Source organism: Nocardiopsis listeri NBRC 13360 (assembly GCF_001570765.1).
Taxonomy (GTDB): domain Bacteria; phylum Actinomycetota; class Actinomycetes; order Streptosporangiales; family Streptosporangiaceae; genus Nocardiopsis; species Nocardiopsis listeri.
The window spans coordinates 1-14,299 of record NZ_BCSH01000057.1 but is presented as its reverse complement, the minus strand read 5'-3'; the positions used below and the strand labels follow the sequence as shown (position 1 = coordinate 14,299).

Here is a 14,299-nt window from a genome sequence, read left to right as displayed (position 1 = left end):
CGTCCAAGGGAAGTTCAAGGGAGAAGGCGCGAGTGGAGACGGCACCGGACCGTGGACCCAGACAGGAACGCAGCCGGCTCACCCGGGCCAGGCTGATGGACGCGGCCGTCGCCTGCCTGGCCGAACGCGGGGTTCCCGGCGCGACGGTGAGCGCCGTCGCCGAACGCGCCGGGGTCTCCCGCGGCGCCGCCCAGCACCACTTCCCGACGAGGGAGGAACTACTGCTGGCGGCGCTGCGGCACATGGTCGACAGCCGTGGCGCCGACCTGCGTCGGCGGGCGGCGTCCGTTCAGGCGGGGCCGGGACGCACCGAGGCCGTGGTGCAGATGGTGGTGGACGCCTTCAGCGGCCCCGACTTCGACGCCGCCCTTCAGTTGTGGGCGGCAGCGGCCGGAGAGCCGGCCCTGAGCGCCCAGCTCATCCCCCTGGAGGAACAGGTGGGGCGGGAGTTGCACCACGCGGTGGTGGACCTGCTCGACGCCGACGAGTCGGTCCCCGGGACCCGGGAGGCGGTCCAGGCCACCCTGGACCTGGCCCGCGGGCTGGGGTTGGCCAACCTCCTCACCGATGACCGGGCACGACGCCGCCGTGTCGTCGGTCAGTGGGCCCGCATGCTCGAACACACCCTGCGCGGCGAGGACGTGCCAGAAGCGGATACCAGGCGGTAACCTCCTATCCGCTCCGGCATCGCCGGGATTATGATCGTGAAGTGGGCCGGGTCTCACCTCGGCCCGGCCATGACGGGTTCGATGGACAAGGCGGTGCGTCGGTGGGTGCGGATACGGGCAGGGACCTCCCCGGCCTGGCCAGGCGGGCGGTGGACGCGTTCGCGGAGAGCGCCGCACGGCGTCGGGACCGTGACGCCCTGATGGACACGGCCTTCGCCCGGCTCTTCGACCTGTACCGGGCCACCGACCGGTCCGAACGCCGCTCCCAGGGCGGACAGAACCTCATCGCCACCCTCTCCGAACTCCTGGTCAGCGGCAGCAACCCCGACAGGATGGGCCTGTACGTGGTGCGGACCCAGACCGCGGCCGACAACGGCAGGCACGAGGGTTACCGCGCGGCGTGCTGGCGCCGCTCCATGCTCCAGATCCTCGGCGACGAGTTCGTGCCGTGGGAACGCTGTATGCGCCCGGGCGACCTGGAGTCCATCCCGCGCATCGACGACGCCTTGGAGGCGGTGGCCGCCGAGGCCGCGCCGACCAGCGTCGAGGAGATCCCCACCTGGGTGCCCGAGACGCATTGGTGGTGGTGGGAACCGGCCCGCCGGCGCGGTGAGGAGGTCGCCGGGATGTCCCGGTCCGACACCGGTTCGCTGGACGCCGTCACCGACTGAAGTCCGCGCGAAGGAGCCACGCGTGCCCCCCCGAACCCGCCCGACGGCCGCTGCCGAACGCGGCCGGGCCCGCGGTGATCTCCGCCGTCGTCCTGGTGCCGTTGCGCGCCCTGATGGGGGACACCTGGCTCTAGGCGCTCGCCTACGGGGCATTGTTCGGCGTGCTGTTCTTCGTGGTCACCTACGCCTGCCTACGCTGGGCGCGCTGATCCGCCGGGCGGGTGCCGGGCGGCTCAGCGGACCCCCTTGATCTTCCACACGACGGCCGCGCCGAGCAGGGAGACCAGGCCGCACACGGTGTACAGCACCGGGTAGCCGCCCAGGTGCACCACGATCGGGCCGGCCAGCGCCGGGGCGATCACCTGTGGTCCGGAGCCGGCGATGTTGACGATCCCCAGGTCCTTGGCGCGTCCCTCGGCGCTTGGCAGCACCTCGGTGACCAGGGCGTTGTCCACGGACAGGAACACACCGAAGCCCACACCCAGCACCACCGCGCACACCAGCAGGGTCGGCCAGGTGGGGGAGAGGGCCACCATGAACGCCGGTACGCCCATGACCACGCCCGCCAAGGCGACCATGACGCGACGTCGGCCGATTCGGTCCGAGATCAGGCCCGCCACCACGGTGGTGGCCACCACCGCCGCCGTGTACACCAGGATCAGCGTGAGCAGCCCGTCCGTGGCGGAGGACCCCGGGAAGAGTTCCTCGTAGCCCACGGCGTCGCGCAGGAAGTACAACAGGTACAGGATGAACATGGCGTTGCCGGTGCCGATGAGGAACCGGGTCAGGAACGCCCACCCGAAGTCCGGGTGCCGGCGGGGCGACACCCACAGTCCGCGCAGCATGCCGCGCCAGGGTGGGCGTGCCGCGCGCGGCAGCGGCGGATCGGGTGCGAGCAGCGCGAACGGCAGCGCGAGGACCAGGGTGAGCACCCCGATGAGCGTGTAGCCGGGGGCGATCTCGGTGACCACGATGGTCACCAGCACCACGGCGGCGACCACGCCGGCGGACTGGGGGACGCCGATCCACCCGGAGACCGCTCCGCGCTGGCTCCGGGGCACGTGGTCGGGGACCGCGGCGAGCAGGGTGGCGTTCAGGCAGGAAAGCGCGGTCTGTACGAACGACCAGCCCAGCAGGACGCCCCAGACGGTGTCCTGGGTGCCCAGTACCACCAGCCCCGCAGCGCCGAGCACCGCTCCGGTCAGCACCCAGGGACGTCGGCGGCCCAGACGACCGGTGGTGCGGTCCGACAGGGCGCCGGCCAGAGGGGTGGCGATGAGTGCCATGGTGGCGCCCACCCCGGTCACCCACGCCAGGACGGTCTCCTTGTCGGCGGGGACGATCCGGCCGATCTGTTCGGGCAACAGCACCTGGAGGGGGCCGAAGAACGCCATCCACATGCCGAGGTTGGCCAGGCTGATCCCGGCCACCCACAGGGCGCGGACGGGACGGGTGGGCTCGGTGAGGGCCGCGGGTACGGGCTGCTCGGGCGAGGAAGGGGAAGAGGGCGCGGGGGGTGTGCGCACGTGTGACCTGCCTAACATGAAGATGAATCAGGTTAGACCGATGGGCGATCGGGGGGGAAGGGGAGCAACGAAGCGGGCGCCCCACGGCCCCAGGTCGGAACCCGGTGGACATGGGGCGCCCGTGCGTTCGTACCGGGGAGTACGGCGCGGGTCGGTCCTTATTCGCCCTGGCGGCGGTGTTCGGCGCCCAGCGCGATCGGGGCGCCCAACCACTCGTCGCGCAGACCGAACGCGTCCACCAGCTGGACCGCGTAGGGCCGCAGACCCTGGCACAGGTCGTTGACGGCCGCCGTGACGGCCTTGGAACGAGCGGTGGAGAGCCGCTCGTGCTCCAGGAACCAGCCGTTGTTCTCCTCGACCACCGAGAGCACGTACAGGTCGCACACCCGGTTGAGGAGCTTGGTGGTGGACTTGTCACCGCAACGGTCGATGGCCGCCACGAACGCCTCCAGGACCACCCGGTCCATGTGCGCCCGCGCGGCCTCCAGGACGTGGTCCTGGGCCTGGTTGAACACGTCGAAGGCGTCACTGCCGTCCTTGCGGGACCGGCGCAGACGCGCCGCCAGACTTTCGAGGACGTGCTTCTCCCGGTCCTCGAACAGCTCCAGGTGCCAGCCCCGGTTGTACAGCCCCGCCTCGTCGCTGCGGCCCGGGGCGGCGGCGATGAGCCGTTCGATCAATGGGATGGCGGCGGTGCGCTCGATGACGTTCTCGAACACCTTGCCGGCCATGAACTTGGCCAGTCCCATCTGGTCCAGGTCGCCGAAGTTGTCCTTGAAGTTGGTCAGCATCGCCTTGGCCAGCTGCTGCAACAGGACCGTGTTGTCGCCCTCGAACGTGGTGAAGATGTCCGAGTCCGCCTTGAGCTGCGGGATCCGGTTCTCCGCCATGTAGCCCGAGCCACCGCACGCCTCGCGGGCGGTCTGGATGGTCGCGGTGGCGTGCCAGGTCGAGATCGCCTTCAGGCCGGCCGCGCGCGACTCCAGTTCCCGCTGGGCGTGTTCGTCGCGTTCGGTGTCGCGGGAGAGCTCGTGCAGTCGGGTGACCAGCTCCTCCTGGGCGAAGTGCAGGGCGTAGGTGCGGGCCAGCGCCGGCAGCAGCTTGCGCTGTTGGGCCAGGTAGTCGAGGACCCTCACTTCCTGCTCGGGGCGGTCCTCGGTGGCGGGGCGGGTGAACTGGCGACGGGTGTCGGAGTAACGGATCGCGATGGCCAGCGCCGCCTTGGTGGCGGTGCCGGCGCCCCCGGCCACACTGATCCGACCACGGATGAGGGTGCCCAACATGGTGAAGAACCGACGGTTGGGGCTCTCGATCGGGCTGGAGTAGGTTCCGTCCGCGGCGACGTCGCCGTACCGGTTGAGCAGGTCGGTGCGCGGCACCCGCACCTGGTCGAACCACAGTCGTCCGTTGTCGACCCCGTTGAGGCCGGCCTTGGGGCCGCAGTCCTCGACGGTGATCCCGGGCAGCGGGTCGCCCTTCTCGTCGCGGATCGGCACCATCAGGGCGTGCACACCGTGCTCGACCAGGTCGTCCGGGCCGTCCGGGCCGGGGGTGCGCAGCTGGGCGAAGACCACGGCCGCGCGCCCGTCCCGGGCCGCGTTGCCGATGTAGTCCTTGCGCGCCGACTCGTCGGGCGTGTGGACCACGAACTCCTCGGTGGCGGGGTCGTAGGTGGCGGTGGTGCGCAACCGCTGAACGTCCGAACCGTGACCGGTCTCGGTCATCGCGAAGCAACCGGGCAGCTCCACGCTCATGACGCCCGGCAGGTAGCGCTGATGGTGGTCGTCGGTGCCCAGGGCGCTGATGGCCCCACCGAACAGACCGAACTGCACGCCCATCTTCACCATGAGGGACATGTCGGCGACGAGCATCTCGAACGCGACCACGGAGGCACCGACGTCGTCGGCCCCGCCGACCGACTTCGGGAAGCCGTAGGCGGGCATGTCGGTGGCGGCCAAGGCCTGGAGCTGTTCGAGGGTGCGGGCGCGGTGATCCTCCATGGACAGGCCGTGCACCGGGGCGTACATGTCGCCTCGGATGACGTCGCGGGCCTTTTCGCGCACGTTGGCCCAGCGTCCGTCCAACAGGCCGCGTAGCTCGGCCTCGTTCGGCTTCAGCGGTGCCTGTTCGCTCATGTGCTCCCCCTGTGGTCGTTCTTCGACGCGCACCCGCGTCCCCACGTGACTACCACCAGCGCGTACACCGGCGGACCGAACACGCCCGGACACAGGTGTGATGAGTCCAAAGGTAGTAGGTTCCCGGGCGCTACCGACGTCCTGTTTCGGGGTCACCGGAGACGGAAATCATCCGGCCACCATGGAGGTGAGTGAATGAGCGAGACCGACGGGGGTCAGGGAGCGCCGCCCGAACCGGGGGAGAGGACACCCCGACGTGTCCTGGTGACGGGCTGGTTCTCCTTCCTGCACGGGGAGGCGACGGCGGGCGACGTCGGAGCGGCCGAGACGGTGTGCGCGGCACTTCGGGCGACCGGAGTACCCCACGACGTGGCGTGGAGCCCCGTCTTCAGGCCCGAAGGGATCGACCTGAGGGCGGCGCAGGGCCGGGACTACTCCGCCCTGGTCTTCGTCTGCGGGCCGCTCGCCGGTGAACAGCTACGTGAACTGCACAGACGCTTCGCGCACTGCCGGCGCGTGGCCGTGGGGGTATCCGTCGTGGACCCCGAGGACCTCGCGTACCTGGGGTTCCACGTGGTCCTGCCTCGGGATGGGGTGGGAGCACACTCCCAGCGTGACCTGGCGCACGGGGCGCCGCCGGGACGCGAACCCCCGGTCGTCGGGGTGTGCGCCGCCCCACGACAGCCCGAGTACGGCGTGAGCGGGGCGCATGAGCGGATCCACGAGTCCCTCGGCGGGTGGTTGGTCACCAAGGACTGCGCGCGCATGCCCCTGGACACCAGGCTCGACCGGACGGACTGGATGCACTGCGCCGATCCCGCCCAGTTCGACGCCTTGGTGCGCCGCACCGACCTGGTGGTGACGACCCGCCTGCACGGACTCGTTCTGGCCCTGCGCAACGGCGTGCCCGCGCTGGCGGTGGACCCGGTGGTGGAAGGCGCGAAGGTCGCCGACCAGGGCAGGGCCTGGGACTGGCCGGTGCTGACGGTCTCGACGGCCGAGCGAGGGCTCGACGCCGCTTCCCTGGACCGGTGGTGGGACTGGTGTCTGACCGAGGGGAGGCGAGAGGCCGCGCTCAGGGCGACCGAACCGGTCTCACCACTGGTGGGAAGGTTGGTGGAGGAGCTGGGAGGGCCTCACCCCGAAGCGGGGTGAGGGCCTTCAGACCGCGACGTCGCGCAGCGGGGTCGAGGGAGCCGTGCCGGGGGCGGCGGCCATGTCCGTGCGCCGCAACAGGTCGTCCAAGGACAGGTCCAGGGTCGCGGCGACGGCCGCGACGGTGAAGAAGGCCGGGGTGGGGATACGTCCGCCCTCGATCTTGCGCAGGGTCTCCACGGAGATCCCGGAACGGCGGGCGACGTCCACCATGGTGCGCTCCGCCCGGGCCGCCCGCAACATGGCGCCCAGGACACGGCCTCGCTCGATCTGCTCTTCGGTCAGTGGTTCACGAACCATGGGGATGAGTCTAACCCGGAGCCCTTCGGGGGAGCCGGATGCGTGTGGCATAGTTATACCGGTATAAGAATTGGCTCGAAAGGTGCCCGAACCCATGGTCGAACTGAAGACCCCCGAAGAGATCGTCCTCATGCGCGAAGCGGGCCGCGTGGTCGCCCACGCGTTGGAGGCCGCACGCGAGACGGCCGCGCCCGGCCGGACCACCGCCGACCTGGACCGCGTCGCCGCGAAGGTCATCGCCGACGCCGGCGCGGACGCGCTCTTCCTCGGCTACCACCCGGCCTGGGCGCCGATGCCCTTCCCCGGGGTGGCCTGCGTGAGCGTCAACGACGAGATCGTCCACGGCGTCCCCTCCCCCCGACGGCTGGACGACGGAGACCTGGTGACCGTGGACTGCGGCGCGCGTCTACGCGGCTGGTCCGCCGACGCCGCGATCAGTTTCGTGGTGGGCGAGGCCGACCCCTCCGACCTGGCGTTGATCGAGGCCACGGAGGCCGCACTGGCCCGAGGCATCGCCGCGGCCCGACCCGGCGCCCGCCTGGGCGACGTCGGACACGCCATCGCCAGGGACGCGCGCGCCGCCGGTTACGGGCTCACTGCCGACCACGGCGGGCACGGCATCGGCCGCACCATGCACGAGGCCCCCGACGTGTCCAACGACGGTCGCTCCGGACGGGGCCTGAAGTTGCGTCCGGGACTGACCATCGCCATCGAGCCGATGCTGGCGCGCGGCGGTTCGGACGGTTACGCCCACGCCGACGACGGATGGACGGTGCTCAGCGACGATGGCACCCGTGCCGCGCACTGCGAGCACACCATCGCCGTCACCGACGACGGACCCGTGGTGCTCACCCTGCCCTGACGCCGTGTACTGGACGCCCGGACCTTCGTGCATGTAAAATGCATGCATGGTTGCTTTGCAGATCAGAGACGTCGAACCCGAGGTCAGAGACGTGTTGGTGCGCAGGGCCGGTGAGAAGGGGCAGTCGCTCCAGGGTTTCCTGCTCGAACTGGTCAGGGCGGAGGCCCGTCGGTCCCGCAACGCGGAGGCGCTACGGCGCTTCGAGGGGCGCTCTGACGGGGCCGATGATGGAGAGGCCTCCGCGGCCGACATCATTCGTCGCGAACGCGAAGAACGCATGGCCCGCTTCGGGCTCCAGGGTGGAACGGAAGGTGGCTAGTGCACGTCATCGACGCGAGTGTCCTCGTCAACGCGCTGGTCTTCGACGGAGAGACTGGGGAACGTGCGCGTGCGGCATTGTCCGAAGACGATGCCTGGGCAGCCCCAGAACACCTGCCGATGGAGGTGTTCTCGGCGGTCAGAGGACTCTGCCTGGGTGGCAGGATCACCCGGGGCAGGGCGAGCGACGCACTGGCGGTGCCGGCCGAGGAGATGGAGATCGAACTGATGGACGTTCGGCGGCTCTTCCCCCTCATGTGGGAGCTGCGGGACAACGTGAGCGGATATGACGCCGCCTACGCCGCCTGCGCACTCCAACTCGATTGCCCGGTGCTCACCTCGGACCTGCGCCTGGCCAAGGCCATCGATGGTCGGTGCCGGACCGTCGTGGTGTGAGGGCCCGGCACCGGGGCCACCGGGCTCACTCCAGGCCGGGGACCGCCAGTTCCAGACGGGCACGTTCGGTGTCCAGGGTGGCCATGACCCCCAGCGGAAGGGTGAGCTGGGCGGCGCAGTGCCCGAACTCCAGCCCCCACAGCACCGGAACCCCCAGAGGAGAGAGCCGGTCGCGGATCAGGTCGGCGATCGCCTCCGGAGCCGGCGGACAGTCCGTCCAGGTGCCGATCGCCACCCCCGCCACCCCGTCCAACCAGCCGGTGCGCAGCAGGTGGGTCAGCATCCGGTCCACCCGGGCTGCGTCCTCGTTGATGTCCTCCAGGACCAGGATGCCACCGTTGGTCGACAGACGGCTGTGCGGTGTGGCCAACCCGTCGTTGAGCAGGCTCAGGTTTCCGCCGAACAGCACACCCTCGGCCCGGCCCGGCACCAGGGCGCGGGCCCCCGGCGAGGTGAGCACCATCCGCTGCTCGGGGGTGAACAGGGTGGTGCGCAGCTCCGTTTGGGCCGTCTCGTCACCCACGAAGTACAGGGTGCCCACCACCGGACCGTGCACCGTCGTCACGCCCAACTCCACGGCGAACGCCTCGTGCAACGCCGTGATGTCGCTGAACCCGATCAGCGCCTTGGGCTCGGCCCGGCGCATCGCCTCGAAATCCAACAGGTCCAGCATCCGGTGCGCGCCGTCGCCGCCACGGGCACAGAACACCGCCCGAACGTCCGGGTCGCACCAGGCGTCCTGTAGGTCGGCGGCACGATCCCGATCGAGACCCGCCAGATAGGGCAGACCAGGATGCCGGTCGCGTACGTGCGGGGCCAGTTCGACCTCCAACCCCCACCCGGTGAGGATCTCCACCGACGCGTCCAACCGATCGTCCGGTACCGGGCTGCACGGGGCCACCAACCGGACCCGATCGCCCTCACGCAGCCTCGGCGGCCGACGCAGTGTCGTCGGCCCGGCCACCGACGCCCCTCCACCCGTGAACTCCTCGCGTACCTCGGCCACAGAATCACCCACGTCGCTCCCCATCCTCTGTCGTCGTCCCCTCCACCGGTCAGGAGCGCAGGAAACCGTCCAACACCCGCACCCCGAACCGCAGACCCTCCAACGGCACCCGCTCGTCCACCCCGTGCAGTAGCCCCGGGTAGTCCACCCCCGCGGGCAGACGCATCGGGGAGAAGCCGTAACAGTCGATGCCCAACCGCGAGAACACCTTGGCGTCCGTACCGCCGGCCAGGCACACCGGAACCACCCGAGCCTCGGGGTCGTGGGCGATCAACGCGTTCCGGAACGCGTCGAAGGCCGACGAATCCACCGGCGCGGCCACCGGAGGCGAATCGTGCGCGAACTCCCAGCTCACGCTGTCCCCGGTCAGCTCGTCCATGGTGGCGGCGAACGCGTCCTCGCCACCGGGCAACACCCGGCCGTCCACGCCCGCGGTCGCCTCGCCCGGCACCACGTTCACCTTGTACCCGGCCGAGAGCATCGTGGGGGTGGCGCTGTTGCGCACCGTCGGTCCCACCAGTGACGCGGCGGTGCCCAGACGGGCCACCAGGGCGTCCACCGCCTCGTTGGTGTCGGTGTCGCCCGGGATCCGCTCCGTGCCCAGGGCGTCGGCGATCGAGTCGATCGCCGAGCGCACCACCGGAGTCAGGTGCAACGGCCACTCATGCCGGTCGATCCGCGCCACGGCGGCGGCCAACGCGCCCACCGCGTTGTCCCGCGGCGGCCTGGAACCGTGCCCGGCCGTACCGTGTGAGCGCAGGGTCAGCCACGCGCTGCCACGCTCGGCCGAACCGATCGGATACAGCCGTACCGGAGCCCCGGCGGCGTCGCGGGTGTGCACCGTGTGGCCACCGCCCTCACCGATCGCCACCGTGCAGTCCTCGAACAGGTCGGCGTGCCCGCGCACCAGGTAGTCCGCCCCGTAGGCGGCGCTGTCCTCCTCGTCGGCCACGAACGCCAACACGATGTCGCGGCGCGGACGCAGCCCCAGCTTCGACCAGTACCGCACCACCGCGGTGACCATGCCGATGGTGTTCTTCATGTCCACGGCGCCGCGACCCCACAGAGAAGGCGCGCCGGTGACCGGGCAGTCGGTGATCTCACCGGAGAACGGCGGCACCGACCAGTCGTGCGCGTCGGCGGGCACCACGTCCAGGTGCCCGTGCACCAGCAGGGCGTCGGCGTCCGGGTCGGTGCCGGGGACGCGCACCACCACGTTCGCGCGGCGGTCGGCGGACTCCAGGATCGCGGGGGACAGGCCGGCGGCGCCCAGGGCCTCGGCCACGAACTCGGCGGCGGCGCGCTCGTCGCCCTCGCCCTTGCCGTGGTTGGTGGAGTCGCGTCTGATCAGCTCGCGGGTCAGGTGGATGGCGTCCTCGCCTGCCGCGACCAGCGCCTCTTCTCTGGCGCTGTCGGGCAGGGAAGTGTCGGTGTGGCCCACGGGCTCGGCCTTTCTTCGGGGTTTTCGGTGGTGGGAGGTGGTGAACCGTGCTCGGGGCAGGGGTCGGCCGTTACCGGGTCCCGGGCACAGTTCTACCGGTTCTCACGTGCGATTGTCCGGTGAACCGCCCGGAAGTGGGACTTCAGGACGGCCGGGATGGTTCAGCCGTAATCCTTTTCCATGCCGTTGGAGATCATCGTGGTGACGGTCTTGAACGCACGGATCATCTCGTAGGCGTCGGGGGAGGTGTAACGGACCCTGAGCGCGCCGGTGCGGGTCACCCCCGGCACGATCGCCGCGGCCTGGGCGAGCTGGGCGGAGTCCACCTCGATCTCCATGGCCTTGGGCGAGGAATCGACCGGGTCGATGCGGCCCGCCAGCGTCATCGACCGTTCCGCGGCCGCACGGATGTCGGCGGCGGTGCGCGCGGGCGGTCGGCAGCGCGCGGCGTACCGGCTGACGTGGTCCTTCACCGCGACCGTGCGGGCGAAGGGCGCGTAGGACTCGGCGTCCTCACAGGCCCGGTCGTCGCCGGTGACCAGGATGACGGGAGTTCCGTACTCGGCGACCACAGCGGCGTTGAGCCGGCCCTCGCTCGCGGGCTCGCCGTCCAGCCACACCCCGGTGATGGCGTTGGGAAGGTAGGTGTGGGCCAGTACCCCGTCGTCCCCGGCCCCGCAGTGGTAGCCCAGGAACACGATCCCGTCCACGTCACCGGTCTGCACCCCCTCGACCATGGAGAGTTCCTTGTGCCTGCCGGTGATCATGGAGGCTCGCTCGTCCAGCTCCTCCAACAGGAGGTTGCGCATGGTGGAGTGGGCCTCGTTGACGAGGACCTCGGTGGCGCCACCGTCGAAGAGTCCGGCGATGGCGGCGTTGACGTCGCTGGTGAACATCCCACGACAGCGCTGCCACTGTTCGGTTCCGGGTTCACAGTCCGCGGGCCAGGTGACGCCCGTGGCGCCCTCCATGTCAGCGGAGATCAGGATCTTCATTCGGCAGAGCCTAGAGCCCCATCACCTCGCGGGGCCATAGTGGCGGGGCCGGGTCCGGTCAGTCGCCGCGGACCTGTTCCGGAATGGCCCACTCGAAGTGGAGGAAGACGTCGGGCACGCCGACGGGCGGCTCGGTGGGGAACGGGGGAAGGAAGGGGGCGGGCGGGCCCGTGGGCACCGTGTGGGCACAGGGTTCGGGGACGAGCGGCCGCGCGCCGGCCCGGCCGACCTCCCGGATGCGTTCCACCTCGCGGCGCAGCACCGGGCGGGGCACCACCACCTCCCAGCCGCCGGGATCCTCCAGGGCCCTGACCACGCGGACCGCCTCCAAGGCGGTGACCCGGCGGGCGTCGCGGTCATCGAAGTGGCCCACCGTCACCGGCTCGTCGTCCGGGATCCGCACGTCCACCGCGACCATGCCCTGTGGCTCGTGATGGGGTTCCAGCGCGTGCAACCACTGGTGCGTCACCGCGTAGGAGGCGAGCATGGGGAAGCAGAAGACCCCGCGGACGTCCCCCTGCCCGGGGGAGGTACGCACACCGGACCGCTGGACGCGGGCGATGTTGGCGCGGGAGGTCAGATGGACGAAGAACGCCATGGGGTGGATCCCTGTCGGTCGGAGGTGTCGGCTGCCGATCTCACGAGCCTTGTACAGGGTTCTCAGTAGTACACGCGGGGCCGGACACTCTCCGGCGTATGACTCGCACCCGAAGGTACGGGTGGTCTCGACCAGCGCGCTCAGACGCATGATTCAGAATTCTAATCCCATGCGCAGAGGAAGGGTCCCGACACCCCCCGTGAGCACACGCGCCCCAGGTCGTCGCGGGTACGGGCCACGGCGGTGCGGCCGGGGCCCGTGCACTCCACGGGTCGTCCTAGGGAAGGGTGAGGATCTCGGCACCGGAGTCGGTGATGACCAGGGTGTGCTCGAACTGGGCCGTCCAGGAGTGGTCCGCGGTCACCGCGGTCCAACCGTCCTCCCACAGGTCGTACTCGACCCCGCCCAGGGTGATCATCGGCTCGATGGTGAACACCATGCCCGGCTCCATGACCGTGGTGGCGCGCGGGTCGTCGTAGTGGGGGACGATCAGCCCGGAGTGGAACTCCGGACCCACGCCGTGGCCGGTGAAGTCGCGGACCACGCCGTAGCCGAACCGCTTGGCGTAGGACTCGATCACCCGGCCGATCACGTTGATCTGGCGCCCCGGACGGCACGCCTTGATGGCGCGCATGGTCGCCTCGTGGGTGCGCTCCACCAGCAGCCGGTTCTCCTCGGCGACGTTCCCCGAAAGGAAGGTGGCGTTGGTGTCGCCGTGCACACCGTCCTTGTAGGCGGTGATGTCGATGTTGACGATGTCACCGTCGGAGAGCACCGTGTCGTCGGGGATGCCGTGACAGATGACCTCGTTGAGGGAGGAGCACAGCGACTTCGGGTATCCCTTGTATCCCAGGGTGCTCGGGTAGGCGCCGTGGTCCAGCAGGAACTCGTGGCCGACCCGGTCCAGTTCGTCGGTGGTCACGCCCGGCTCGACGCGCTTGCCGATCTCTTCCAAGGCCTGCGCGGCGATCCGGCTCGCCACGCGCACGCGCTCGATCGTCTCGGTGTCGTGGACGTCGCCCAGGACGCCCTCGACCGGATGCTTCTTGCCGACGTACTCCGGGCGGACGATGTGCGAGGGGACCGAACGTTGCGGCGAGATGCGCCCAGGAACCAGCGGAGTAGTCATGGACACTGATTGTATTCGCGGGTGGAACCGGTGGGGCGCGACGACCGGTGTGAGGAGCACCCCAGGTCCGGGTAGATGCCCCCACGAGAACGGCTAGAGAAAGGCGGTCGACCATGGTGGACGTTCGGGAGGACGCTTGGTGGTTCTGTCTGCGGCACAACGAGGTCGAACACGGCAAGGGATGTCCCAACAGCGAGAGGTTGGGGCCCTACCCGGACCGGGAGACGGCGTCGCGGGCGTTGAGCATCGCCGCCGAACGCAACGAGGCCTGGGAGGAACAAGAGGAGAACGAAGGTGACCGTTGAGCGCGGCCCTGCGCGCTCGGTACCGAACCCCGTTCTGACAGGATCGGCCCCATGAGCGAACAGAAGGCGCCGCAGGGCGTGGACATCACCGGGAAGACCATCGCCGTGCTCGGTGGCACCGGCGACCAGGGCCGAGGGTTGGCCCGCCGGTTCGCCCTGGCCGGACACACCGTCTACATCGGTTCTCGCAGCGCCGAGCGCGCCGCCAAGGCCGCGAACGCCTTGGTCGAGGGCAAGTCCTCACAGGTGCGGGTGCACGGGCTGGACAACGCCGAGGCCGCCGCCCAAGGCGACATCGTGATCGTCGCGGTGCCCTGGGAGGGTCACCGCGAACTGCTGGTCTCGTTGGCCGACAAGCTCGCCGGGAAGATCGTGGTGGACTGCGTCAACCCGCTCGGCTTCGACAAGAAGGGGCCGTTCGCGCTGAACGTGCCCGAGGGCAGCGCCGCACAGCAGGCCGCCGAGGTCCTGCCGGGCAGCCGGGTCACCGCAGCCTTCCACCACGTGTCCGCGGTGCTGCTGCTGGACCCGGAGGTGGCGGAGATCGACCTGGACGTGCTGGTGTTGGGCGAGGACCGCGAGGCCACGGACGTGGTGCGGGCACTGGCCGAGCTCATCCCCGGGGCGCGAGGCGTGTTCGGCGGCCGGTTGCGCAACGCCCACCAGGTGGAGGCGCTCACCGCCAACCTCATCGCGGTCAACCGCCGCTACAAGACCCACGCCGGTATTCGTATCACCGGCCTGTAGGCGAATACGTGCGGCGTCGTTCGGGTTGGTGAGGGGCGCCTCGGGTC

At 70.3% G+C, this 14,299-nt stretch carries 16 protein-coding genes; 8 read left to right on the top strand and 8 right to left on the bottom strand.

Annotated elements, in window-relative coordinates; genetic code table 11:
• Nucleotides 1-32: 32 nt before the first annotated feature.
• Entirely contained in the window at nt 33-668 is a 636-nt protein-coding gene (locus tag NLI01S_RS17695) for a TetR/AcrR family transcriptional regulator (protein ID WP_067605996.1), read from the top strand.
• A gap of 101 nt (nt 669-769) precedes the next feature.
• Nucleotides 770-1,339, top strand: a complete 570-nt coding sequence (locus NLI01S_RS17690) for a hypothetical protein (RefSeq protein ID WP_067605994.1) — start codon at nt 770-772, stop codon at nt 1,337-1,339.
• A gap of 233 nt (nt 1,340-1,572) precedes the next feature.
• On the opposite strand, the gene NLI01S_RS17685 is transcribed toward NLI01S_RS17690, so the two are convergent.
• Both NLI01S_RS17685 and NLI01S_RS17680 read right to left on the bottom strand, forming a co-directional pair.
• Nucleotides 1,573-2,865: an MFS transporter gene (locus NLI01S_RS17685; protein ID WP_067605992.1), complete on the bottom strand. Its 1,293-nt coding sequence runs from the start codon at nt 2,863-2,865 to the stop codon at nt 1,573-1,575.
• 158 nt (nt 2,866-3,023) lie between these two features.
• Nucleotides 3,024-5,000, bottom strand: coding sequence for an acyl-CoA dehydrogenase family protein (locus NLI01S_RS17680; protein ID WP_067605990.1), 1,977 nt, complete (start codon nt 4,998-5,000; stop codon nt 3,024-3,026).
• Nucleotides 5,001-5,195: 195 nt separating this feature from the next.
• Between NLI01S_RS17680 and NLI01S_RS17675 the strand changes: the two genes are divergently transcribed.
• Nucleotides 5,196-6,155: a polysaccharide pyruvyl transferase family protein gene (locus NLI01S_RS17675; protein WP_067605988.1), complete on the top strand. Its 960-nt coding sequence runs from the start codon at nt 5,196-5,198 to the stop codon at nt 6,153-6,155.
• 6 nt (nt 6,156-6,161) lie between these two features.
• On the opposite strand, the gene NLI01S_RS17670 is transcribed toward NLI01S_RS17675, so the two are convergent.
• Nucleotides 6,162-6,455 carry a helix-turn-helix domain-containing protein gene (locus NLI01S_RS17670; RefSeq protein WP_067605986.1) on the bottom strand — a complete coding sequence of 98 codons (294 nt, stop codon included), beginning with the start codon at nt 6,453-6,455 and terminating at the stop codon, nt 6,162-6,164.
• Nucleotides 6,456-6,549: 94 nt separating this feature from the next.
• Between NLI01S_RS17670 and map (NLI01S_RS17665) the strand changes: the two genes are divergently transcribed.
• From map (NLI01S_RS17665) to NLI01S_RS17655, 3 genes are read left to right on the top strand one after another with little or no spacing between them, the layout of a single operon-like run.
• The gene (gene map, locus NLI01S_RS17665; RefSeq protein WP_067605984.1) at nt 6,550-7,317 is read left to right on the top strand and encodes a type I methionyl aminopeptidase; all 768 of its coding nucleotides are present in this window, start codon (nt 6,550-6,552) and stop codon (nt 7,315-7,317) included.
• A gap of 46 nt (nt 7,318-7,363) precedes the next feature.
• On the top strand, nt 7,364-7,636 hold the full coding sequence (locus NLI01S_RS17660) for a hypothetical protein (protein ID WP_067605982.1): 273 nt from the start codon (nt 7,364-7,366) through the stop codon (nt 7,634-7,636).
• Nucleotides 7,636-8,031: a type II toxin-antitoxin system VapC family toxin gene (locus NLI01S_RS17655; protein WP_067605980.1), complete on the top strand. Its 396-nt coding sequence runs from the start codon at nt 7,636-7,638 to the stop codon at nt 8,029-8,031. Before NLI01S_RS17660 ends, NLI01S_RS17655 begins: the two co-directional genes overlap by 1 nt.
• 25 nt (nt 8,032-8,056) lie before the next feature.
• Here NLI01S_RS17655 and NLI01S_RS17650 read toward each other — a convergent pair whose 3' ends face one another.
• The 5 genes from NLI01S_RS17650 to map (NLI01S_RS17630) form a co-directional block, all read right to left on the bottom strand.
• The gene (locus tag NLI01S_RS17650) at nt 8,057-9,061 is read right to left on the bottom strand and encodes a S66 peptidase family protein (RefSeq protein WP_067605978.1); all 1,005 of its coding nucleotides are present in this window, start codon (nt 9,059-9,061) and stop codon (nt 8,057-8,059) included.
• Between the two features lie 25 nt (nt 9,062-9,086).
• Nucleotides 9,087-10,478, bottom strand: a complete 1,392-nt coding sequence (locus tag NLI01S_RS17645) for a M20/M25/M40 family metallo-hydrolase (protein WP_067605976.1) — start codon at nt 10,476-10,478, stop codon at nt 9,087-9,089.
• Between the two features lie 161 nt (nt 10,479-10,639).
• A complete protein-coding gene (locus NLI01S_RS17640; RefSeq protein ID WP_067605974.1) occupies nt 10,640-11,473 on the bottom strand; it encodes a M55 family metallopeptidase in 834 nt (277 codons plus the stop codon).
• A 58-nt stretch (nt 11,474-11,531) separates the two neighbouring features.
• Entirely contained in the window at nt 11,532-12,071 is a 540-nt protein-coding gene (locus tag NLI01S_RS17635) for a hypothetical protein (RefSeq protein WP_067606071.1), read from the bottom strand.
• A 277-nt stretch (nt 12,072-12,348) separates the two neighbouring features.
• Nucleotides 12,349-13,200: a type I methionyl aminopeptidase gene (gene map, locus NLI01S_RS17630; RefSeq protein ID WP_223809285.1), complete on the bottom strand. Its 852-nt coding sequence runs from the start codon at nt 13,198-13,200 to the stop codon at nt 12,349-12,351.
• A 113-nt stretch (nt 13,201-13,313) separates the two neighbouring features.
• On the opposite strand from map (NLI01S_RS17630), the gene NLI01S_RS17625 reads away from it, so the two are divergent.
• A complete protein-coding gene (locus NLI01S_RS17625; RefSeq protein WP_067605972.1) occupies nt 13,314-13,505 on the top strand; it encodes a hypothetical protein in 192 nt (63 codons plus the stop codon).
• 51 nt (nt 13,506-13,556) lie between these two features.
• The gene (gene npdG, locus NLI01S_RS17620) at nt 13,557-14,252 is read left to right on the top strand and encodes an NADPH-dependent F420 reductase (protein WP_067605970.1); all 696 of its coding nucleotides are present in this window, start codon (nt 13,557-13,559) and stop codon (nt 14,250-14,252) included.
• The last annotated feature ends 47 nt before the right edge of the window (nt 14,253-14,299 follow it).

Bases quoted from the DNA above. Each gene is read 5' to 3' on its own strand.
- NLI01S_RS17680 (WP_067605990.1), bottom strand. From the start codon at position 5,000: ATGAGCGAACAGGCACCGCTGAAGCCGAACGAGGCCGAGCTACGCGGC.
- NLI01S_RS17675 (WP_067605988.1), top strand. From the start codon at position 5,196: ATGAGCGAGACCGACGGGGGTCAGGGAGCGCCGCCCGAACCGGGGGAG.
- NLI01S_RS17670 (WP_067605986.1), bottom strand. From the start codon at position 6,455: ATGGTTCGTGAACCACTGACCGAAGAGCAGATCGAGCGAGGCCGTGTC.
- map (WP_067605984.1), top strand. From the start codon at position 6,550: ATGGTCGAACTGAAGACCCCCGAAGAGATCGTCCTCATGCGCGAAGCG.
- NLI01S_RS17660 (WP_067605982.1), top strand. From the start codon at position 7,364: ATGGTTGCTTTGCAGATCAGAGACGTCGAACCCGAGGTCAGAGACGTG.
- NLI01S_RS17650 (WP_067605978.1), bottom strand. From the start codon at position 9,061: ATGGGGAGCGACGTGGGTGATTCTGTGGCCGAGGTACGCGAGGAGTTC.
- NLI01S_RS17640 (WP_067605974.1), bottom strand. From the start codon at position 11,473: ATGAAGATCCTGATCTCCGCTGACATGGAGGGCGCCACGGGCGTCACC.
- NLI01S_RS17635 (WP_067606071.1), bottom strand. From the start codon at position 12,071: ATGGCGTTCTTCGTCCATCTGACCTCCCGCGCCAACATCGCCCGCGTC.
- map (WP_223809285.1), bottom strand. From the start codon at position 13,200: ATGACTACTCCGCTGGTTCCTGGGCGCATCTCGCCGCAACGTTCGGTC.
- NLI01S_RS17625 (WP_067605972.1), top strand. From the start codon at position 13,314: ATGGTGGACGTTCGGGAGGACGCTTGGTGGTTCTGTCTGCGGCACAAC.
- npdG (WP_067605970.1), top strand. From the start codon at position 13,557: ATGAGCGAACAGAAGGCGCCGCAGGGCGTGGACATCACCGGGAAGACC.